The organism is Pseudomonas sp. R45(2017), assembly GCF_002112305.1.
GTDB lineage: Bacteria > Pseudomonadota > Gammaproteobacteria > Pseudomonadales > Pseudomonadaceae > Aquipseudomonas > Aquipseudomonas paraglycinae.
This window is the reverse complement of record NZ_NEHH01000010.1, coordinates 55,776-76,440: the sequence shown is the minus strand read 5'-3', so window position 1 is coordinate 76,440 and position 20,665 is coordinate 55,776. Positions and strand designations below refer to the sequence as shown.

Sequence of the window (20,665 nt, the reverse complement as noted above, 5' to 3'; positions counted from 1 at the left end):
AAAAATTTCTACTACTCAGTTGATAGCACGGAATTCGTCGCCAGAAAATAAGGCTTGCGTGATTTCCAGAGGTTCGCCCGGAGTGTTAAGCAGGACAGCTCGGGCACCACTCCAAGTCGCTAAAATCGCAAAATAAGGATATGCACCCTCAGATGTTTGCGACCTCGAACGTCAGGCCAAGACGGCTCATGACACGGCTCACTTGAGTGGCAGACCACTCGCCACCCTTGGCAGTGGTTACACCCTTCTTGTTCAAGCATTCAGCGACCCTTACCAAAGTGCGTAAGCCCCTGTACAGACACGCTTCAATCTCGGCACTGATAGCCGTATCGAACGCGGATACGCGATCAGCTACTGCCTTTGCAGCTTTGGCACGGTTGGCCTGTGTGCGGCCATGTGTGAGGGCCTGTGTGCGGTTGGCTATCTTCTGAATCGACACTACATCACCAGACTCAGCACGAGCCTTGAGCGATGCTAGGGCCTCCCTTGTACGCTGGCCGATGAACTTCCTTTCCTGCTCTGCCAGAGCTGCGTAGATGTGCAATTGGAAGGCGTCAGCACTGGGCATGGTGGCAACCTTGAACTCTACCCGCTCCATCAAGGCGCTGATGTGGGCAACCGAACGGCTGATACGGTCGAGCTTCGCCGCACACAGTTGAGCTGATGAAGCCTTACACATCTGAATGGCCTTGGCGCCTTCCGGGCGGTCTTCAATGGCGATGCTACCGGACACTGTATCGATGAACTCACCGATGATTGTCCAGCCATTCTGGAGAGCAGCCTGTTGGATGTACTGGCGCTGAGCTTCAAGACCCAGACCACTATCACCTTGGCCCGATGTCGATACTCGCAAGTAGGAAACTATCTTTATGCTCTTCATCGTCCAGCCCTCCATTTGTGTGTAGGGCCAGTTTACATTTCTTGGATAGGTGGGTCTACGTTTCTTGGTCGGTGATCCTAGATTTGTAAATTAGCTATTCGATCTCCTACCTACAACCGGCGAACATCGTTGATCGCATTGATCAGCGCCTGACCGTGCAAATCCAAATCAGCAAGCGCAGATAATGCGTTTTCGGCAGCAATGCCGCCCCCTTGGCTCGCAACCCATTTGGCGAGTTCTTCAACAGCAGCAGCAATGCCGTGTTGCTGGTGGAGCAGCAGGGTTAACGCGTCGGCCGTTGCCACAGCCTGATTCTGGGAGGTCATGGGGTGTCGTCCTTGAGGGGTGGTGTGAGGGAGCCTAGCGACACCCTCACCGTAACTCTTTCTACTTCTTAGGTTTGGTCGGCTTCTTCGGCGGCGGGATTGTTTCCACCGTCGATGTTCCCGGATTTTTCTTGGCCTTATCAATAGGGATGAACTGCCCGTTCCCAGAGTCTCGACCACGTTTGTTGACCATATCCAACTCCTTGATAGCCTATCGCCACGTTAGCGACACCATCAAAGCTAGTCGATGAAGGTCTTTGTGCAAGGAGGCCTAGGAGGAAGTGTGATTTTGCAGAAAATGGTGATTCCGGCTCAAAACTGCCGTTTTGGCGTAGAAACCTCGGATTGAAGCGTTCTCACCGGATTGAGCTTATCTCTGGAAAGCGGAGAACCCCGGAAATGCTGGCTCATAGTCATTAACCATCAAACAATACGCCCTGATAGAGCTTAATTTATGCAGGGTTTTAGTGCGGATTTTCCCTAGTTATTTTGAGATATTGAGGAGGTTACCAGTGTTCATAAGTAGTGATGTAGTATCGCCTGAAAATACAGTGTCGAGGTTGCAATGAGCTTTTCGAAACGGATGGGGATAACGCCTAGCACCAAGGTCATTCAATCGGAGTCAATGGATATTGATCTGAGAAATTCATTGTGGAATGCGCTGATAGCATTCTACTGGAATCTTTATAGGAGTCCTCCTCGCCGGACTGTTGGAAGGGAAGACTTTGTGAGAGGGTCAAATCTCCACCAGCTTGCAATATCCATTTACATGTTTCACTACAAACAGCCAATTGATACCATTGATGAATACTGGGAATATTTTCTTCAAAGAATCAGAGTGACCTTTTTCAAGGCGCAATGGAATGCTGTCTATGATTTTATAGAGTTCGTAGTACAAAACGGCCCAGACACAAATAAAAAGAAATTTCTCGAAGCTTGTAACGATATATTTGAGCGGGAAAATTCTGCATATCGATTTGTTGCCGAGCAAATTACCCCTATCACCTCGTCAGAAGAAATCAATGAGATTGAACAAGCGATTCTCAATTCAGATAAGTATGGAGGCGTTAAAGCTCACCTTTCTACTTCTCTAGGATTTCTCACCGACAGACAGAATCCTGACTATCGAAATTCAATCAAGGAAAGCATTAGTTCTGTTGAGTCTCTTGCGAAGAAACTTGTTGGTGACGACAAGGCTACTCTAGGTCAAGCGCTCAGGGTGCTAGAAAAGAAGCACAACCTCCACCCAAGTCTAAAGACAGCCTTTTCCGCACTTTACGGTTACACCAATGATGCCGATGGTATCCGTCATTCTCTAATGGACAACGAGTCCCAGCTAACTAAAGCAGATGCTAGGTTTATGCTTATCTGTTGCTCAGCCTTCATCAACTTCGCAATCGATAGCGTCGAAGACTGATCTGTGTTGGTGGTCGCACCGAAAGCGTTTAGCTTTCACGTAGATTCAGCTACGGCGTGACCGCCGACTACCCTTCGGGTGTACTTCGACACAAATACAAATAAACAAAAATCCGGCTCTTGCCTTTGATCTTGCCTTTTGCTTCGGTGCATAAGCGAATGCGGATGCATTCAGTAATAAGCCATCAGCCGACGCTGATAGTCATTGCACGTCACCTTCGGTGTAGCAGATCAAAAGCGAAGAGCTTTGATGTGTGTTGATATTGGTGTATTGGACGGTGGGCTGATCCTGAATCGGGACGATGCGACTTTTGTCCGTCACGAGTTATCACCGTAGTGCTCCGCACTAGGCAAATTTTTTATATATAAGAGGACTTTTGACCATCCCTTCAATACAAAGGCTTACAGCCCGTTTTTTGCGTAATTTTTTAAAGATTTTTACGCAGCAGCTGCAAGAGAGTCTAGATCATGGAGCAGGCAACTTTCTCTGGCCTCATCCAAGTACCATCTCTCTACGTATACTTCGCGGACAGTGTCGAAGCCACGGAAAATTAGGCGAGGGTTTACGAGCAATTTGGTTTCACCCTTTCGAATGCCATCGCGGGAGGTATATGTCTTTAAAAGCTTCGCTTTGACCAGAGGAGCAAGTTTCTTGGTCAAGTTGGATTCGGCGACACCCAGTGCTTTCGCCAAGTCCACCTTGGCCATAATGATGATGTTAGCGTACCTCACAAGTCCATGAAGAGTGTAAAGCGTGTTCATCATCGGAAGGGTGATGCGACAATCTACCCCGGTTCTTTTCCATTGGCCATGAGCGTGATCTTGTGCATCAACAAGTGGAAACTTGGAAAAGGGAGGTAGTGTGCGGAGGTCTACGTGCTTGAGAAAGGCGTGTAGATCATCAACGCTTCGGCATTTACCAAGCTCTGGCTTCAGCGCATCCGTTGCTGCTGTGTACTGGTTAACGATGTATTCGCCGTAGATTTCACCAGTTTCTTGATCGACTCGGAATCCATTGATGTTTCTGGTATGACATTGTTGCGAAAGCGGTGTTTGATTACTCATTTGTGTATCTCCTGTGTTCAGTTCATGTCATAGGCAAATGCCTCGTTAAGATTGGATAGGGTCAAATTCCAGACAGCAGAAAACCGACGCCTGACATCACTCTGGGGTGTGTCGAGAACGTTCGGTGCGGACTGCTGGAAAGAGCGTATTTATACGCCTCTTTACCCTATTTTGTCAAGTTGTTTTTGGTGCAGGTAGTTGGGCTAGCTCCCAAAGCATAGTTCAGGCTTCCTTTAGTGCGTTATGGGGATCGCTATCCAAAGAGGCCACCCAGAGTGGCGCCCCATATTTGTTAAGCGCCATATAGCGCATTACAGGGCGCCGTAGAAGGCGGGAGAAGTAGTGAGCGGTTTTCGCCGCCCCCCGTTGCACTTGTGTAGAGTTGTTTCATTGTTTGGCGCCTTGTGATTGGTCGATACGGAGAGCAACGATTTTCTCCACGTATTCCTTCATTGAACTGCGTTCATCCGAGAACTGGAGTTGCAACTGATTGTATTGCAGTCGCAATGCATTATCGGTGTAGTCACGGGATAGAACACTTGCACGATCCAACATGTAAGTGGTGAACACACCGCCCGCCAAGATCTGTAAGACACAGGCGAAGATTATGGTTTGAATAATGGATTTCATCATTCTATTTCCGTCTGGTCAGCACGAACTGTACGCAATACCTTATCGAATTCATCATGGAAGCTCTCAGCCGAAATCTTCTTCACTTCGTCGGCATCCATACCGCGAGCATCAATGTTCAACTCCACTTTCACATCATTGTGAGTTGAATTATCCACGCTGCCTGACGGTTTATTGATTACTTCGCCATTCAAATCACCGGGGCCAAGCCAATTTGGTTGGACTGGCTCCTTCAAACGCTGCTGCTCTTTTGCACCTTCTATGATGTCTTCTGCTGTATATGCAGGAGGCATTCTGAACTGTTTCATTTGCCCTGTTTCGTCAGGAGGGCCAATCCCAAACTTGGACATGTCCAGCTTCGAAAATTGCATGCCTAGCGTATTCATTTCCAGCGTCTTAACTTTGCTAGCTGGCCCCTCATCGTAATCAGGAGTGTTAGTAAGCCAGCGATACAAAACACTGATCGGATCTTTAGGTTTCGACCCGGTAGACGGCTGGGGTGAACTCAATGCACTAACATCGATAGCTGGTTGCTCTGGGGAAAACAAATCAACCTTCTTCGCGGCTTGTTCTGGCGTTTCGTCTTTGCCGAAAGTAAACCGAAAGAATGAAGCCGCCATTTTGTTAAGAGCGATATCAGCCTGTACTGCTGCTTCCTTAAGGGGCCTCATTGCCTCGGTCAACTCCATCTCGCTCTTGATGCGATCATTGATTGCACCGATTAACTCGGGGTTCTGGTCAAGTCCCTGTTGTTGCAGGAATTTCTGAGAAGCCAACCGAGTGGCGTTTGCCTCGATACTCCCGTTCTGACGCTCAATCGCAGCGGCGTTTTCCTTCACGAAGAGCTTGAACCCATTTTCAAAGTCGATAGCCTTCAGATTTCCTGTCTTGGTGGATGCTCTGAAATCCTTCTCCAGATTTGCATCTAGTGCGTGCTTATTTCTCTCTGCCCAAGCACGGCGGATTGGCTCAACGAGCAATGGTGCGGCTTCGCTGAACGTATTCAGATCTTCGCGATCAGCGACCGTCTTCGACCTAACTTGTTGATATTGCAGGGAAGTTCGACGCTGCTCGTCACGTGTCAAACCCGCCCCTCTGTATGCTGACATCGTTGTTTCAAAGTCGGCAGTAGCGGCACTGAGTGATTTGCCTCGGGCCATCTGAGCGAGCAAGTAGGTGCGGTAGTCCTTGGCTGAATCATTGTCTACGGCGGTGCCGTACTTCTGGCTGATTCGAAGGAATTCGGACTTTGCGAAATCCTTGTTCGCAGGGTTTCTACCTGCTGCCTGCTCCAAGATGTTCGAGAACTGCTGACTCTCTGACACTCGGGCCTGTGTTGCAGCGAGACGGTCACCAAGAGCGCTCACAGCGCCAACGATTGCAGCAAGGCCAGCGGTGACACCACCTAGGGCCAACGCACCTGTTCCAAGCCCCATGAAGCCCGTAGATGGCTTAGGTTCAGCCTGCTTAGCGGCCCACGCTGCCTGTCTTGTTTGCGCCCATTGGAAGCGCTCGGCTTTCTGGGCATGGCTTACATCGAGACGCTGAGCACGAAGCTTTGCAGCCTTTTGTGACGCAGCGAATTTCTCTGCTGCCCTATGGCCTCGGATTCTCGCCTGCTGCAATGCAAACTCGGCTCTCTGGGTGGCCGTCATTGCTTGGAATTGCTTCTGTTGCAAGATGGCGGTCTTCTGTTGCTGCTGGGTTAGCAATGCCTCCCAGCGAGCTTGGCGGGCCTTGTGCTGCTCAATGGATTGAGCCTGTTTGAGTGCTGCACCCGACACCTTCAGACGCTCGCCTTCGGCCTTGGCTGACTTGGCATCTAGAACGGCCTGAGCGATCTTGTCGCGGAGAGCCTGGGACTGGATCGCAGCCCCTTCTTTCTGGCGAAGGTTGATGAGTTTCTGCCCTGCCAGCTCAGCGGTGAACGTGGCGCGGCGTGTACGCTGCACAGCGTTTTCAAGCTTCAACTCTCTGTCGAGGTTGGCTCTTACGGTCTTGGCTAGCTTTTCTTGTCCGGCGCTATCGACCTTGATGCCCATTTTGGTGCCGAGCTTCTTCTGAAGTGCGTCCGCCTGTTTCCCAAGTTGGGTCATTTGACGTTCGGCAGTTCGCATCATCGCAGTGAAGCGCTGCAAGCCACTTGGATCAACGTTGAACTTTAGGACGCCGATCAGTTGAGCGATTACATCTTGATGTGAACTCATTTCGTTTCACCGTAAGCACCGACACCACGTTTCAGCTCCAAAAGCTTGTCGAATGCACGATTGAATGCAACTGAGTTGTTTCCGTATTGAGTTACGGTCGCACTGCTGTAGTAATCGCCTCGATTATTCTCTAGATAATCGGCGAAGACAGTTTGCACACTGCGAGAACCTGACAAGGCGAAGTAGATAGATCCATCCTGAGTTTTAACCCAACGGTAAGAGTAATCGATGTCGAATCCGTGACATTTACGAAGCCATTGACCCATTGCACAGGCGAAGAGGCGAATCTTAGGACTTGTCATGTGGGTGATGCTGTGGTGTTGCGGAGATTTTTTCAGCTCTTGTTTCGGTGTAGCATTTTCTGTCATTGCTTTCCTTTGTTCTTATGGGCTTGTTTAACGGATTCCACTAACTTACGAGCACGCTCTTGTAGTAACAGAATCTCTGCATCGCTCTCTGCTTCGTTTTGAAAGGCTTTAATCACATCTTTATACACTGGTAGCGCCCCATCTAATGCAGCGTCTTGCAGAGCCTCTGGCGAGCTTGTAGCGAGGGTATCTTTCGCATATTTAAGTCTGAGCAAAAGCTCCGTACCCGATAGAGTGCTCGGATCAATTTTATTGGTCATTGTTTACCTCCAAGAGCTGCCAACACTTCGGCTTCAACGCGAGCATATTCCTCGGCTTCCTGTGCTGCCTTAGCATCTAACTCGGCCTGTTGCTTTCTGCGTTTCTCGCCAGCCAATAGCGATTCAACTTCTTTAGCCACACATGCCGCCTTGTCATCTGCCAAGCGCTGCAAATATTCCTGCTCAACGCGGGCCTCGATTTGAGCAATCTCTTGTTCGACTTGTGATTTTGGCTTACGAAGCGAGAGAACTACCCAATCTACTGTTGGCCCTGCGATCAGCTTGGGCAGATGAGCAATTTCTCCGGTCGCTTGATAGCCTTGCACGGTAGTCAATTCGGCATACAGGTCGAGTGCTTGTTGCAATCCTTGCACTTCAAAGTCTTCCATAATGCCGAGTTGTTCTCGGCCTTGGATATTACATTGGGTACGGGTTTTGTATTGCCCTACCTCGAAGTCTTGTAGACGCTTTAGATGCGCTGCATCTGGCTGGAACAATTGAGACGGTGTAGCCATTGCGGTTTCCTCTTGGGTTTGGGATTGTTGTTCTTTCTTTTGTTGTCTGTGGTGGATCAATCGGCAAGCTGATGAACAGTAAGCCGCTCTTGCGGTGGAACTGGGGAACTCCCCTTTAGTGCAGGCCGGGTTGCGACATGCACGCATAACGGTACGTGCCATGGAATCTCCTATGGGCGAAGTTGTTTGTTGAATTAACGGTGAGTGAAACGGAACCAGATGAAACGCAAAAGAAAGGCTGAGCGTTTCAAGGACTCAGCCTAAAAGGGGATGAAGGAGCATTCCCAAAAGTTTTCATTTAGTACGAATGTGGTTCGAGGGCGGAGGAATCGCCCTCTACAGGAAACAGCCATCGTCCTGATAACGACGTCTAAGGCAGCTCAAAGCCTTGGCCTACACGACATCACCGAACTCTATGGCAACACAGGTGCGGTGTAGGTGATTCTGGGAGATTGAGGATGTTGCGGGGAGTGAAGGGAAGCGGAAAAATATTGTCTTTTCTATGCTAAGTATACCATATTTCCTGTAAAAGTCAATAGATGGCACGATATTTGCTTTTTATTATTTCAAGCGGTCGTTTGATTTTTGGAGCTGCCTCTTATAGAGCAAGGCAGCGCCACACTGGGAAGGTCAGTCAATCAGATGTAGTACATCCCTGACATTCAGATGGGAGTAGCGCGCTACGGAGCGCGTATCTCTGTGTCCTGAGACGATCATGATCTGGGCATTGTTGAATCCTTTCTTCGCCACATTGGTGATTCTGGTGTGCCTGAGCTGATGCAACCTGACGCTGCTCTCAAGTCCAGCCTTTACACGTGCCAGACGCACAGCCTGAGAGACGGCGTGGGGTGTTACAGTGAAGATCAAACCATATGGATGGCGTTTTACGGTGGCCCAGAGTTCGGCGAGCTGAAGAATTTCAACAGCGCGATGGGTGAGGGGGACAGACCTCGTTCCGTTCTTCCCGTCGATCACGTCGGCAATACGCTCATTGAGGTGCAGGCAGTCTTTCGTCAGCTTCAGGATTTCGGATCGTCGCATGGCGGTCTCGTATGCCAGTTCAACAATGAGCTTCATGGTTGGTGAGAGCTTCGCGAGCAGTCGCTCAAGCTCGCTTGCGCGGATCACCTTGTCAGAAGAACGGTCAGGCTTTGGAAGGGCGATGTCACTGACAGGGTTGTGGATGTCGATCAGCAAGCCCCGCTTGGCAAACCTGTAGAACCTAGACATGAACGCAAGCTGCGTCCTGCAAGTGGATGGCTTCACCGTCTTCAATCGCATGATCTTGAAGTCATTGATCATTTGCGGCGTGATTTCATGAATGGGCTGTGTGAAGTGCTTTCCTAGATGCTCAACAATTTTCAGTGCATGGTTGTAGCTGCCTTTCCCCTTGAGCATGGTTTCGCAGTAGGTCATGCCCAGCGTATATATAGTGTGATGCTTGCGATTCATCGTCACAGCTTCGATCTGTTTCGCCCATGACTCTGCTTCTGACTTAGTGCTGAAGGTTTTCGATTGGGCGGCTTTACCTTTAACCCGTACCTGAACATTCCAGTTGCCGGACGGAAGTAAGCGGAAATTAGCCATTTTTGACGCCTCATGATGTGAATGGGCGTTCTGAGAAATCCAAGAGCAGCAGGGCTTGGAGCTTGCTCCTAGCAGACCTTGACATGGTGGGGGTCGTTGGTTCGAGTCCAATCGCGCCTACCAAACAAAATCCGCTCTGCTGGGCGGTCTGGAAGGGCTCACCGAAAGGTGGGCCCTTTTTTGTTGTCTGCGATTTCAGAACCTTTGCAAAATTTCGGTTTGGTCGACCGCAGCTACACTCCGGCACATTTGCAGAGGTGTATTCATGAGTCGCCAATTCAGGCGCGCCGGTCCAGGCGATATCGAAAGCCTGTTGAAGATTGATCCTGTCGCTGAAAAAGATAGCTGCCGTCGCGAGTACATCGCGAGGGCTGTACGGGCGCAGGAGTGCTGGGTTGTCTGCGAGGCGGACGATCCTGGCGCTCCCGTCGGCTACGGATGTCTGGATCGAAGCTTTCTTGGAGAGTGGTTCATACCTCTCGTGATCGTCTCCAGTGCGAACAGGCGTTCCGGCGTGGGGCGGCAGATCGTGAGCGGTCTGGAGCAGCATGCTTGTGCAGAAAAGATCTTCACGTCGACCAATACGTCCAACTCGCCGATGCGACAGCTGCTTACAAATCTTGAATATCAGCACAGCGGAATGGTAGAGAATCTGGATCCGGGGGATCCCGAGCTCATTTTTGTAAAATTCTTGAGCCAAGCGCGTATTGATCGTGATTGATTTTGATCCATTCGTCGCCGACCGTCGCGAGCGACCTTTTAAATAGTGTGGATATTTAAGGGGTTACGGATTTTATTAACCATCCGGTTATCAAAAATACGTTGTTACATACTGGAAAAATCAGTAATATCCGCCCCGCGTTCACCACCACGGTTTATGCATTTTTAAATCCCAAGCTTCCATCAGCTGCTTGGGATTTTTTTTGCCCGCGATTTGCCTTTCCCGCACCTCTGCCCAGCCTCTCGTCTCGCCCGTTCCTGTTTTCCGGGAGCGGTGACAGGCAAGTCCATATTTTTTCGACTACTACTGTCAGGCTGATTTCAGCTCTGCCGGACAGGAGTTCATCGATGCTGGTTCATTGGTTTCTTGCAGCGATTCATTTACTGGCTTTTGCCATGGGCTTCTGGGCGGTGTTGACGCGTGGGACGGCCTTCAGTCGTTTGGCGTCCGGCTCCGGTGATGTCGGGCGAGTGTTGCTAGCCGACAATCTTTGGGGGGCTTTCGGCGTTGGTGTTGCTCATCACCGGCGGCATGCGCGCCTTCGCAGGTTATGAGAAGGGAACCGACTATTACCTGCATCAGCCACTGTTTCATCTGAAGATGACGCTGTTCGTGCTGATTCTGCTTCTGGAGCTCATGCCGATGATCACCCTGATCAAATGGCGCGTGTCCAAGGCGCGCGGCGCTGTCCCTGACACGGGGCGTGCAAAGATGTTCGCGCGGATCAGTCATGCCGAAGCGCTTCTGTTGGTATTGATGGTCGTGGCGGCCACCGGAATGGCGCGTGGCGTTACATTCGGCTAGTCGGGCGAGATTCCCAGCCGCTATTCGGAAATGTCCGACAGCCAGCTCGTTGAATGACGGTTAGTATCGGTTGCGAGAAGGGTTGAGGCAGGAAGTGGCGTGGCACGCGCCGTCACCAGGGAGGTGGGGGATGGCAATACGGCGCTTGAATCTTTAGCCAGTCATTGCGCGCAGGCAAACGAACTGGCTACTGACTGCGTAGGGCTCAGGGCGTTTGTGGCTTGTCCGGTGCGGTCAGGCCAGCCTGGATGCGCTGGTAGATCTCTTCCCGGTGCACTGCAACGTTCTTCGGAGCATTGATGCCGATTCGAACTTGCTGGCCGCTGACGCCGAGAATGGTGATCGTGATGTCATCACCAATGTTTATGCTTTCACCGACTTTGCGGGTGAGTATCAGCATGGTCTTCTCCTTGATTGCTTTGTAGGGCACCTGATTCAGACAGTGCAGAGGTCGGTGGTACGTATAGATTAGTGCGAAGTCTTACAGTTTGGGTGCCTCTTTCTGACGCGCAGCAGCGGCATTAATTCCCAGCGCGTAACTATACAGGGGCCGTCGGCATCAATCTCGTAGTTTTATGCCGCAATTTGCGGGGCTCGGAAAGTATTCTCGAATGTTAAGATCGCCGCTTTGAGAATTCAGAGGGAAGTGTTGTGCGCAAATTGGTCTGGGTAGTCGCGGCACTGGCATTGGCAGGATGTGGCGAAGGCAAGAGTGTGGATGCGCAAAAGCCGAAACCGGTGGTGGTAACGGCGCCAGCTGCGGTGGGCCCTCAGTGGGATCTGGAGGTGCGCGGTGAAACTCCTCAAGCCGTCAGCGACCTCAGCGGCTGGCTGATAGAGCATGGCTTTGTGGCCAGTGTCATCAAGGACGCCAGCGGCAAGACCCGGATCCTGCTCGGCCCTTTCAATTCGAAGGCTGACGCCGAGGCGCGCCAGGCAGATGTGAACGCCGCATTGATCAAGGCGAAGAAGCAGAACATCGAAACGCTGGTGATCGAGCGCACGGCGACGCAATAAGGGGCCTTTCGACGGAGCTGACTAAAGGGTGTCCCCCGTGATTCGTTTTTCAAGGAGTCACTGAAGATACCCAGAAGGAGCTCCGCATGGCCTCCGCCAATCCTTACAAGTTGTTCGACGTCGTTTTGCGTCACAAGCAGCAATTGAGCCCGCATCTCATGCGGATCACGCTCGCAAGCCCCACGGTCACCGAGATGGCGACCTGGGCGCCGGATCAGCGAGTGAAGCTGTTTTTCCCGGCAGCCGACGGTTCACCCGCCAAGCTTTCTCAGGGCGAAGGGTGGTACGCCCGTTTCCGCTCGATGCTGGTTGATCGTCGCCCGGCGATGCGCACTTACACCATCCGTCATTTGCGTGCCGAGTCGGGTGAAGTCGATATCGATTTCGTCCTGCACGGCGAAACCGGCCCGGCCTCCCGTTGGGCGTTGCGAGCGCAACCTGGCGAGTCGATGCAGATTCTGGCGCCCGACAGCCGATTCTCGGCACAAGAGGCGGGGGGATTTGAATGGAAGCCACCGCAAACGCTCAAGCAACTTCTGTTGGTCGCCGACGCCACAGCGTTGCCGGCCGCCATGGGGATCCTGGAAGAACTGGCGACACTTACTGAACCGCCGCAGGCCCAGGCGTTTTTTGAAGTCGACAGTCGTGAGGATATGTTGGCGGTTCCTGACTGGCCCGGACTTTCGGTGCAATGGCTGATCCGCGATCACGCAACTGCCGGCACGTTGATGGTGGAAGCCGTGCAGCAGGCGACGTTGCCTGTCGATGCATCGCCGGTTGGGCAAGCGGTCGAGCTGGCGGATGTCGACATCGAAGAAGAGATTCTGTGGGAGATCGCCGATACGGCCAGCGAGTGTTTCTATGGTTGGATCGCCGGAGAATCCGCTGCGGTCATGAGCCTGCGCAAATACCTCATCAAGGAGCGCGGCATTCCGCGCGAGTCACTCAATCTGATGGGCTACTGGCGTCACAACAAATCCGGCGGTTGAGCACAAAAAAGGCCTTGAGTTTATCGCTCAAGGCCTTTTCTTTTGATCAGACAATCAACCGCAGGCTTTCAGGTTCACCGGGCCGACAAATTCGTTGCCGCGCCCCATCACACACGCCACGCTCTGATTACGCTGGCGCTCCCAGTCTTGCACCGGGTAAGTCTTGTCCCAGGCTTCGTACAGTTGTCGATCCTGCTTCGACAAGCGCAAGCCGTATTGTTTGCTCATGTAAAAGTAGGTGCGGGCGATCATGCCGCGGATCGAAGGGCGGGGCATGACCTTCTTCGCCTTGAAGTCGACCTGAGTCAGGCAGGAGCCGTACTGACCTTTTTCGACCGGCAGCCAGCCGTAGCTGAAATTGCTGCGGTCGCCATTCACCTCGCCGATGCTCGGCACCAGGTTGTGCAGGTCGGCTTCGGCTTTCTGATAGCTCGGGTCGTAGCGGGTGCAATTCTTGCGGCCGCCTTCCTGCCAGCATTGACGCTGATGACCGAACTGCCACGCGGGAACGATGTGCTCCCATTCAATACGGGACGCTCGCTTGGCGTTCTTGCGCGGGACGTAGCCGCAGGCGGCAAGATCGACCTTGTTGCCGGTGTATTTGCACCCGCAATAGAACTCGGTGGATTGTGGTGCGTACAGCTTCCAGGCGACCTTCTTGGCTTCGGTGAACGTACGCGGCGCGCCAGCTTGCGCACCCAGGGAAATGAACAGCAACAGCACAGCAGCAAAACGCAGAATCATTGAATCAATCTTCCTTCGGCACAACCCAGAAAATCTGTACACCGCCATCGTCGCGGTAGGCGAGGGTGACGTTGTCGTTCTCGTCGATCTCTTCCAGCAAGCGCTCCCAGTCATCCACCGGCTCGTCCGGAAGGCGGAAGATCAGTGCGGCTTTGGCTTTTTGTGCGGTGGGGGAATTGATGATTTTTTGAACGCGCATGCCCATGCGTTCGTAAGCGTCAGGAGCATCAGGGGAAGTGGCCACGAGGTTATCCTTATTAAGCTGTACGTGCATACAGTATTTAACTGTAGGCATTTTCGCAACTGCTTAAAATTCAAGAAAATCCTCTGACAGCGGTTTTCCGGGTTTGATGTCACTCAGGTGAAATTTATCTTTGGAGGAGGCGCAAGCTTCACCCTCCGTCAAGTTGACGAAGGGTGAAGTCAGTGCCCGATCAGGAAAGGATCAGGCGAGGATGAATCAGTATTCCCAGAACATCCGTTGCAGCTCTTTGCTGTCGTTGGTCTTGGTCAGCGCGACCATGGCCAGGATGCGGGCTTTCTGTGGGTTCAGGTCGTGAGCAACCACCCAGTCGTATTTGTCGTCAGGCTGTTCGGCGTTGCGCAGGACGAAACCACCGGCATTGACGTGAGACGAGCGAATGATCTGCACGCCGTCCTTGCGCAGCGCCTGCAGGGTCGGAACCACGCGCGAGGAAACCGAGCCGTTGCCGGTACCGGCATGGATGATCGCCTTGGCGCCGGACTGGGCGAGGGCCTTGTAGGCTGTGTCGCTGACATTGCCGTAGGAATAGGCGATTTCTACATCAGGAAGGCTCTTGATGTTTTTGATGTCGAATTCCGAATCCATGGTGTGGCGCTTGGCTGGCAGGCGGAACCAGTAGGATTTGCCTTCTACCACCATGCCGAGCGGACCCCAGGCGCTTTTGAACGCTTCGGTTTTGATGTTGATCATCTTACTGACATCGCGACCTGACTGGATTTCATCGTTCAGGGTCACCAGTACGCCTTTGCCGCGCGCTTCTTTGCTGCTGGCGACGGCCACGGCGTTGTACAGGTTTAGCATGCCGTCCGCCGACATGGCGGTGCCCGGGCGCATGGAGCCGACGACGATGATCGGCTTGTCGGTTTTTTCCACCAGGTTCAGGAAGTACGCGGTCTCTTCCAGGGTATCGGTGCCGTGGGTGATGACGATGCCATCGACGTCTTTGCTGTCGGCCAGTTCGGAAACGCGACGTCCCAGTTGCAGGAGGTTTTCGTTGGTGATGCTTTCCGAGGCGATTTGCATGACCTGTTCGCCACGCACATTGGCCAGCGTGCTCAGTTCGGGAATGCCGGCGATCAATTGTTCGATGCCCACTTTCGCGGCCTGATAAGTCGCGCTGTTGGCAGCGCTGGCGCCCGCGCCGGCAATGGTGCCGCCGGTGGCCAAGACCACTACATTGGCCAGCTTGGCCTGGGTTTCAGCTTCTTTTGCCTGGAGGGCAGTTGGCAGGAGCAGGAGGAGGGCCAAAGCGCCCGGAACGAAACTCTTCAAAGCAGATGTCATTATTTTTCTCTCTAGTAGTGAGACGGTGCTGATGCAGGTTCATCTAGATGCGCCCCGGGCCGATCTGAATGCCAGGGGTGCAGGGAGGGAGCAGGATCTGTACCAGTCGTACTGTGCTTGAGAGAAATGTTTAACCTTATGATTTGAATCAAGATTTATTTGAAGAGTGGTTGTGAGCTTGCCTAGCTCATCCGGGTTTCCGAACGCGGGATGTTTTCTCGTTCGGCTCACCGAAAAGGACTACGAGCCTCGTCCTCAGACTGAACTGGCTGCTTTCCAGATCTCTGCTAAAGAAAACGGCGCGCTGGCCGATGCGCCTTGACAGGGATTCAATTTTTCAGGAGTTCAAATGTCATTGACTATCGGTTTTTCAAATCCCGGTTCGGTCACGATCGGCGGTAAAACTGCTGCGACGATCAATGCAATGAGTGAAGCTGAAGCCGATGCGTCAGCCGAGGCACTGGGTACCGAGAAGGTTGAAACCAATCAGGTCAGAACCGGTGGTCCTGCCCAGGAAGCAAGCGCGAGCGAGGCTCAAGGCGGTGACAATCTGAGCATCACTATCAAGACGCTGCTCAAACGGATGCAGGAACTGCAGAAGCAGCTTCAGGAGCAGCAGCAACAACTGGCCGCCGCGCAGGCTGCGAGTTATCCAACCCCCGAAGCCAAGTCGCAAGCGGTGATGTCCATCCAGGGGCAGATCGCTCAAACCAGCGGTGCCCTGCTGGAAGTCTCGGCTGCACTGGTCAAGGAAATGTCGAAGGGTTCTTCTGCCGGTAATGTGGTCAACACTACGGCTTGAACACTCAAGGGCGAATCCGTGGATTCGCCCTGCGATGAGATACCGATTTCTGATTGTTGACAAATGTCGGCGTGATTCGCATAGTTCGGTCTACGCAAACGTTTGCGCGGCCTTCGCGATGGATTGAATTGTCGTGGGGTGCAGCGAGCTTACGCCAGCGCAAGCGTTGCTCACAATAATCATAAGATCGGAGTGAACCCATGAAGCTGCCATTCGCTGGACGTCTTCTTGCTGTCGCCATGCTGGCTGCCGCATCCGCCGCACTGCCTGTCTCTTCGGCTTTCGCCGAATCCCCTGAAAAACCCAAAGTCGCCCTGGTCATGAAATCCCTGGCCAACGAATTCTTCCTGACCATGGAAGACGGCGCCAAGGCCTACCAGAAAGAACACTCCGCCGATTTCGACCTGATCTCCAACGGCATCAAGGACGAAACCGACACGGCGGGGCAGACGCGCATCGTCGAGCAGATGATTCTGGCAAAGGTCAACGCGCTGGTCATCGCACCGTCTGATTCCAAGGCGATGGTGCCGGTGATCAAGAAAGCCGTCGATGCCGGTATCACTGTGATCAACATCGACAACCAGCTCGATCCGGCTGTGATCAAAAGCAAGAACATCAGCGTTCCGTTCGTAGGCCCGGACAACCGCAAAGGCGCGCGTCTGGTGGGCGAGTACCTGGCCAAGCAACTGAAGGCCGGTGACGAAGTCGGCATCATTGAAGGCGTCTCCACGACGACCAACGCCCAGCAGCGTACCGCTGGCTTCAAGGATGCGATGGAGGCTGCGCAGATCAAGGTTGTTTCCCTGCAGTCCGGCGATTGGGAAATCGACAAGGGCAACAAGGTGGCCGCTTCGATTCTCAGCGAGTACCCGGACGTCAAGGCGCTGCTGGCCGGTAACGACAGCATGGCCGTGGGTGCCGTTTCCGCCGTGCGCGCTGCCGGCAAGGCCGGTCAGGTGCAGGTTGTCGGTTACGACAACATCAATGCCATCAAGCCCATGCTGAAGGACGGCCGCGTTCTGGCGACTGCCGACCAGTACGCCGCGAAGCAAGCGGTATTTGGCATCGAGACTGCGCTGAAAATCATCAAGGGCGAGAAAGTCGACAGTGGTGCGAATGGTGTGATTGAGACACCAGTCGAGCTGGTCACCAAATAAGTCCTCTGGCGACACAACGGCGCTCGTCCGTCCGGGCGAGCGCATGGAGATTTTTATGTCAGTTTCCGCTCCGAACGCTGTCCTCTCGGTCAGCGGTATCGGCAAGACCTATGCGCAACCGGTTCTGACCGGCATCGACCTGACGTTGATGCGCGGTGAAGTGCTGGCGCTGACCGGTGAGAACGGTGCCGGCAAAAGCACCCTGTCGAAGATCATCGGCGGGCTGGTCACACCTACCACCGGCCAGATGCAGTTCCAGGGCAAGGACTATCGCCCCGGCAGTCGCACGCAGGCTGAAGAGCTGGGTGTGCGCATGGTCATGCAAGAGCTCAATCTGCTGCCGACGCTTTCGGTGGCGGAGAACCTGTTCCTCGACAACCTGCCAAGTAACGGTGGCTGGATCAGTCGCAAGCAGCTGCGCAAGGCCGCCATCGAAGCCATGGCTCAAGTCGGCCTCGATGCCATCGACCCGGACACACTGGTCGGCGAATTGGGCATCGGTCACCAGCAAATGGTCGAGATCGCTCGCAACCTGATCGGCGATTGCCATGTGCTGATCCTCGACGAACCGACCGCAATGCTCACCGCTCGCGAAGTTGAAATGCTTTTCGAGCAGATCACCCGGTTGCAGGCGCGCGGCGTCTCGATCATCTACATCTCGCATCGCCTCGAAGAGCTGGCCCGGGTAGCACAGCGCATTGCCGTGTTGCGCGACGGCAACCTGGTCTGTGTCGAGCCAATGGCCAATTACAACAGCGAGCAACTGGTCACCCTGATGGTTGGTCGGGAGCTGGGCGAGCATATCGATCTGGGGGCTCGCAACATCGGCGCGCCGGCCCTGACGGTCAAAGGTCTGACCCGCTCCGACAAGGTGCGTGACGTGTCCTTTGAGGTTCGCGCCGGTGAGATTTTCGGCATTTCGGGGCTGATCGGAGCAGGGCGCACCGAGCTTTTGCGGCTGATCTTCGGCGCCGATGTCGCGGACAGCGGCACGGTGGCACTCGGTTCGCCGGCAAAAACGGTGAGCATTCGCTCGCCAGTCGATGCAGTGCGCAACGGTATCGCCTTGATCACCGAGGATCGCAAGGGCGAAGGCCTGCTGCTGAGTCAGTCGATCAGCGCCAACATTGCCTTGGGCAACATGCCGGAAATTTCCAGCGGCGGGTTCGTCAACAACGGCGATGAAACTAAGCTCGCGCAACGGCAGATCGACGCCATGCGCATCCGCAGTTCCAGCCCGACGCAGCTGGTGTCCGAGCTGTCCGGCGGCAACCAGCAAAAGGTGGTGATCGGTCGCTGGCTCGAGCGCGACTGTTCGGTGCTGCTGTTCGACGAGCCGACTCGTGGTATCGATGTCGGCGCCAAGTTCGATATTTATGCCTTGCTCGGCGAACTGACTCGGCAGGGCAAAGCGCTGGTCGTGGTGTCCAGCGATTTGCGCGAGCTGATGCTGATCTGCGACCGCATCGGTGTGTTGTCGGCAGGGCGCCTGATCGACACGTTCGAGCGCGACAGCTGGACCCAGGATGACTTGCTTGCCGCCGCGTTCGCCGGCTACCAGAAACGTGATGCGTTGCTCAACGAAGCAGCGCCTAGGGATCTCCCATGAAAACTGCATCTTCCGCCGGCAAATCCAGTGGCAATTTCTACGGCCTCGGCACTTACCTGGGCCTGGCCGGCGCGTTGCTGGCAATGATTGCGCTGTTCTCGGTCATGAGCAGCCATTTCCTGTCGTATAACACCTTCAGCACCCTGGCCAACCAGATTCCCGACCTGATGGTTCTGGCGGTGGGCATGACGTTCGTCCTGATCATCGGCGGGATCGACCTGTCGGTAGGCTCGGTACTGGCACTCGCGGCCTCCACTGTCAGCGTGGCGATTCTTGGCTGGGGCTGGAGCGTATTGCCGGCCGCCTTGTTGGGTATGGCCGTTGCGGCGTTGGCCGGCACGGTGACCGGCTCGATTACCGTGGCGTGGCGAATTCCGTCGTTCATCGTGTCGCTCGGTGTGCTGGAGATGGCCCGTGGCCTGGCCTATCAGATGACCGGTTCGCGCACGGCCTACATCGGTGATTCCTTCGCCTGGCTGTCGAACCCGATTGCCTTCGGCATTTCGCCGTCGTTCATCATTGCCTTGCTGGTCATTTTCGTTGCCCAGGCCGTTCTGACCCGTACCGTGTTCGGTCGCTACCTGATCGGCATCGGTACCAACGAAGAAGCGGTGCGTCTGGCGGGGATCAATCCCAAGCCCTACAAAATTCTGGTGTTCAGCCTGATGGGGCTGCTCGCCGGCATTGCGGCGCTGTTCCAGATTTCCCGGCTGGAAGCGGCCGACCCGAACGCTGGTTCCGGCCTTGAGCTGCAAGTGATCGCTGCCGTGGTGATCGGCGGCACCAGCCTGATGGGCGGACGTGGTTCGGTGATCAGCACCTTTTTCGGCGTGTTGATCATCTCCGTGCTGGCGGCCGGCCTGGCGCAGATTGGCGCGACCGAACCGACCAAGCGCATCATCACCGGTGCGGTGATCGTGATCGCCGTGGTGCTCGACACCTATCGCAGTCAACGCGCAAGCCGACGGGGCTGATAAATGGCAACGATCAAGGATGTGGCAGCACTTGCAGGAATTTCCTACACGACTGTGTCCCACGTAGTAAACAAGACCCGACCGGTGAGCGAAGAGGTGCGGCTCAAGGTCGAGGCGGCCATCAAGAGTCTCGACTATGTGCCGAGCGCCGTGGCCCGTTCGCTGAAAGCGAAAACCACCGCCACTATTGGCTTGCTGGTGCCCAACAGCCTCAACCCGTACTTCGCCGAACTGGCGCGCGGGATCGAGGATTACTGCGAGCGTAACGGCTACTGCGTGATTCTCTGCAACTCCGACGACAACCCGGACAAGCAGCGCAGCTACCTGCGGGTCCTGCTGGAAAAGCGCATCGACGGATTGATCGTCGCCTCGGCAGGTGGCGACAGTGGTCTGGCGCAAGGACTGGCGGGCGTAAAGACGCCGATGGTGATCGTCGACCGTGGACTCGAAGGCGTGGACGCCGACCTGGTGCGCATCGATCACGAATATGGCGCGTACCTCGCGACGCGGCATTTGCTTGAGCTCGGTCATCGCGATATCGCCACGATCGGTGGTCCGACGAGTACCAGCGTCGCGCAAATGCGTCAGGCCGGTTTTGCTCGAGCGCTGAAAGAGGCGGGTGTTGAAGTGGCCCCGTCGCGCATGCTGGAAAGCGACTTCACCAGCACCGGCGGTTACAACGCGGCTTCGGTTCTGCTTGAGCACAACCCGCCGAGCGCGATTTTTGCCGGTAACGACATGATCGGCATTGGCGTGTTGCGAGCGGCGGCAGAACGTAACGTGCGCGTGCCCGCCGAGCTGTCGGTGATCGGCTTCGACGATATCCAGATGAGTCGTTACGTGTATCCAGCGCTGACGACCGTGGGCCAGTCGATCCTGCAATTGGGCGAGATGGCCGCGGAAGTCTTGTTGCGAAGAATTGCCACCCCGGCTCTGGCGACGGATCAGCGGATCGTGACCCCGAGTATTGTCCTGCGCGAATCGACTGCACCGCTGTCCGGGGTGTTCACCGAATACCGCTGAAACCGAATTGATGAGTAATGAT

Annotated in this window: 23 protein-coding genes and 1 pseudogene; 10 read left to right on the top strand and 14 right to left on the bottom strand. The window is 54.3% G+C overall.

Annotated features, from left to right (window positions below; genetic code table 11):
- Positions 1-148: 148 nt before the first annotated feature.
- The 3 genes from CAF74_RS22570 to CAF74_RS29465 all read right to left on the bottom strand — a co-directional run bounded on the left by CAF74_RS22570 (position 149) and on the right by CAF74_RS29465 (position 1,399).
- Positions 149-880: a recombinase family protein gene (locus tag CAF74_RS22570; protein ID WP_371857354.1), complete on the bottom strand. Its 732-nt coding sequence runs from the start codon at positions 878-880 to the stop codon at positions 149-151.
- A gap of 110 nt (positions 881-990) precedes the next feature.
- Positions 991-1,206 carry a hypothetical protein gene (locus CAF74_RS22565; protein WP_085747818.1) on the bottom strand — a complete coding sequence of 72 codons (216 nt, stop codon included), beginning with the start codon at positions 1,204-1,206 and terminating at the stop codon, positions 991-993.
- A 61-nt stretch (positions 1,207-1,267) separates the two neighbouring features.
- Positions 1,268-1,399, bottom strand: coding sequence for a hypothetical protein (locus CAF74_RS29465; protein WP_256578405.1), 132 nt, complete (start codon positions 1,397-1,399; stop codon positions 1,268-1,270).
- A 372-nt stretch (positions 1,400-1,771) separates the two neighbouring features.
- On the opposite strand from CAF74_RS29465, the gene CAF74_RS22560 reads away from it, so the two are divergent.
- A complete protein-coding gene (locus CAF74_RS22560) occupies positions 1,772-2,623 on the top strand; it encodes an AbiJ-NTD4 domain-containing protein (protein WP_085747817.1) in 852 nt (283 codons plus the stop codon).
- Positions 2,624-3,060: 437 nt separating this feature from the next.
- Here the strand turns inward: CAF74_RS22560 and CAF74_RS22555 are convergent, their stop codons facing one another.
- The 7 genes from CAF74_RS22555 to CAF74_RS22530 form a co-directional block, all read right to left on the bottom strand.
- On the bottom strand, positions 3,061-3,687 hold the full coding sequence (locus CAF74_RS22555; protein ID WP_085747816.1) for a hypothetical protein: 627 nt from the start codon (positions 3,685-3,687) through the stop codon (positions 3,061-3,063).
- A gap of 387 nt (positions 3,688-4,074) precedes the next feature.
- Positions 4,075-4,317, bottom strand: a complete 243-nt coding sequence (locus tag CAF74_RS22550) for a hypothetical protein (RefSeq protein ID WP_139832932.1) — start codon at positions 4,315-4,317, stop codon at positions 4,075-4,077.
- Positions 4,317-6,524, bottom strand: a complete 2,208-nt coding sequence (locus CAF74_RS22545) for a hypothetical protein (RefSeq protein WP_085747814.1) — start codon at positions 6,522-6,524, stop codon at positions 4,317-4,319. Before CAF74_RS22545 ends, CAF74_RS22550 begins: the two co-directional genes overlap by 1 nt.
- Positions 6,521-6,892 (bottom strand): hypothetical protein, encoded by a 372-nt coding sequence (locus CAF74_RS29100; protein WP_139832931.1) that lies wholly within the window; start codon positions 6,890-6,892, stop codon positions 6,521-6,523. The genes CAF74_RS22545 and CAF74_RS29100 overlap by 4 nt, the downstream gene beginning before the upstream one ends.
- On the bottom strand, positions 6,889-7,152 hold the full coding sequence (locus CAF74_RS22540; RefSeq protein ID WP_085747813.1) for a hypothetical protein: 264 nt from the start codon (positions 7,150-7,152) through the stop codon (positions 6,889-6,891). Before CAF74_RS22540 ends, CAF74_RS29100 begins: the two co-directional genes overlap by 4 nt.
- Positions 7,149-7,829: a hypothetical protein gene (locus CAF74_RS22535; RefSeq protein ID WP_139832930.1), complete on the bottom strand. Its 681-nt coding sequence runs from the start codon at positions 7,827-7,829 to the stop codon at positions 7,149-7,151. The genes CAF74_RS22540 and CAF74_RS22535 overlap by 4 nt, the downstream gene beginning before the upstream one ends.
- Positions 7,830-8,297: 468 nt before the next feature.
- Positions 8,298-9,254: a site-specific integrase gene (locus CAF74_RS22530; RefSeq protein ID WP_085747811.1), complete on the bottom strand. Its 957-nt coding sequence runs from the start codon at positions 9,252-9,254 to the stop codon at positions 8,298-8,300.
- Between the two features lie 265 nt (positions 9,255-9,519).
- Here CAF74_RS22530 and CAF74_RS22525 point away from each other — a divergent pair, with 265 nt between their 5' ends.
- Positions 9,520-9,975: a GNAT family N-acetyltransferase gene (locus CAF74_RS22525; protein ID WP_085747810.1), complete on the top strand. Its 456-nt coding sequence runs from the start codon at positions 9,520-9,522 to the stop codon at positions 9,973-9,975.
- Between the two features lie 347 nt (positions 9,976-10,322).
- Positions 10,323-10,779 (top strand): annotated as a pseudogene (locus tag CAF74_RS22520) (DUF2214 family protein).
- A 205-nt stretch (positions 10,780-10,984) separates the two neighbouring features.
- Here the strand turns inward: CAF74_RS22520 and csrA are convergent.
- Positions 10,985-11,179, bottom strand: coding sequence for a carbon storage regulator CsrA (csrA, locus tag CAF74_RS22515; protein ID WP_003179932.1), 195 nt, complete (start codon positions 11,177-11,179; stop codon positions 10,985-10,987).
- A 251-nt stretch (positions 11,180-11,430) separates the two neighbouring features.
- On the opposite strand from csrA, the gene CAF74_RS22510 reads away from it, so the two are divergent.
- Together CAF74_RS22510 and CAF74_RS22505 are read left to right on the top strand one after the other, a co-directional pair.
- Positions 11,431-11,796 carry an SPOR domain-containing protein gene (locus CAF74_RS22510; protein WP_085747809.1) on the top strand — a complete coding sequence of 122 codons (366 nt, stop codon included), beginning with the start codon at positions 11,431-11,433 and terminating at the stop codon, positions 11,794-11,796.
- An 86-nt stretch (positions 11,797-11,882) separates the two neighbouring features.
- Positions 11,883-12,785 carry a siderophore-interacting protein gene (locus CAF74_RS22505; protein ID WP_085747808.1) on the top strand — a complete coding sequence of 301 codons (903 nt, stop codon included), beginning with the start codon at positions 11,883-11,885 and terminating at the stop codon, positions 12,783-12,785.
- A gap of 54 nt (positions 12,786-12,839) precedes the next feature.
- Here CAF74_RS22505 and CAF74_RS22500 read toward each other — a convergent pair whose 3' ends face one another.
- The 3 genes from CAF74_RS22500 to CAF74_RS22490 all read right to left on the bottom strand — a co-directional run bounded on the left by CAF74_RS22500 (position 12,840) and on the right by CAF74_RS22490 (position 15,078).
- Positions 12,840-13,529 (bottom strand): endonuclease, encoded by a 690-nt coding sequence (locus CAF74_RS22500; protein WP_085612799.1) that lies wholly within the window; start codon positions 13,527-13,529, stop codon positions 12,840-12,842.
- Positions 13,530-13,533: 4 nt separating this feature from the next.
- A complete protein-coding gene (locus CAF74_RS22495; protein ID WP_371857356.1) occupies positions 13,534-13,803 on the bottom strand; it encodes a DUF1654 domain-containing protein in 270 nt (89 codons plus the stop codon).
- A gap of 186 nt (positions 13,804-13,989) precedes the next feature.
- Positions 13,990-15,078, bottom strand: coding sequence for an asparaginase (locus CAF74_RS22490; protein ID WP_007956004.1), 1,089 nt, complete (start codon positions 15,076-15,078; stop codon positions 13,990-13,992).
- 349 nt (positions 15,079-15,427) lie between these two features.
- On the opposite strand from CAF74_RS22490, the gene CAF74_RS22485 reads away from it, so the two are divergent.
- The 5 genes from CAF74_RS22485 to CAF74_RS22465 all read left to right on the top strand — a co-directional run bounded on the left by CAF74_RS22485 (position 15,428) and on the right by CAF74_RS22465 (position 20,643).
- Positions 15,428-15,880 (top strand): hypothetical protein, encoded by a 453-nt coding sequence (locus CAF74_RS22485; RefSeq protein WP_085747807.1) that lies wholly within the window; start codon positions 15,428-15,430, stop codon positions 15,878-15,880.
- 200 nt (positions 15,881-16,080) lie between these two features.
- Entirely contained in the window at positions 16,081-17,037 is a 957-nt protein-coding gene (locus tag CAF74_RS22480; RefSeq protein WP_007956008.1) for a sugar ABC transporter substrate-binding protein, read from the top strand.
- A gap of 55 nt (positions 17,038-17,092) precedes the next feature.
- Positions 17,093-18,646 (top strand): sugar ABC transporter ATP-binding protein, encoded by a 1,554-nt coding sequence (locus CAF74_RS22475; protein ID WP_085747806.1) that lies wholly within the window; start codon positions 17,093-17,095, stop codon positions 18,644-18,646.
- A complete protein-coding gene (locus CAF74_RS22470; protein ID WP_064594871.1) occupies positions 18,643-19,620 on the top strand; it encodes an ABC transporter permease in 978 nt (325 codons plus the stop codon). Before CAF74_RS22475 ends, CAF74_RS22470 begins: the two co-directional genes overlap by 4 nt.
- Before the next feature lie 3 nt (positions 19,621-19,623).
- Positions 19,624-20,643, top strand: coding sequence for a LacI family DNA-binding transcriptional regulator (locus CAF74_RS22465; RefSeq protein WP_085747805.1), 1,020 nt, complete (start codon positions 19,624-19,626; stop codon positions 20,641-20,643).
- Positions 20,644-20,665 lie beyond the last annotated feature (22 nt).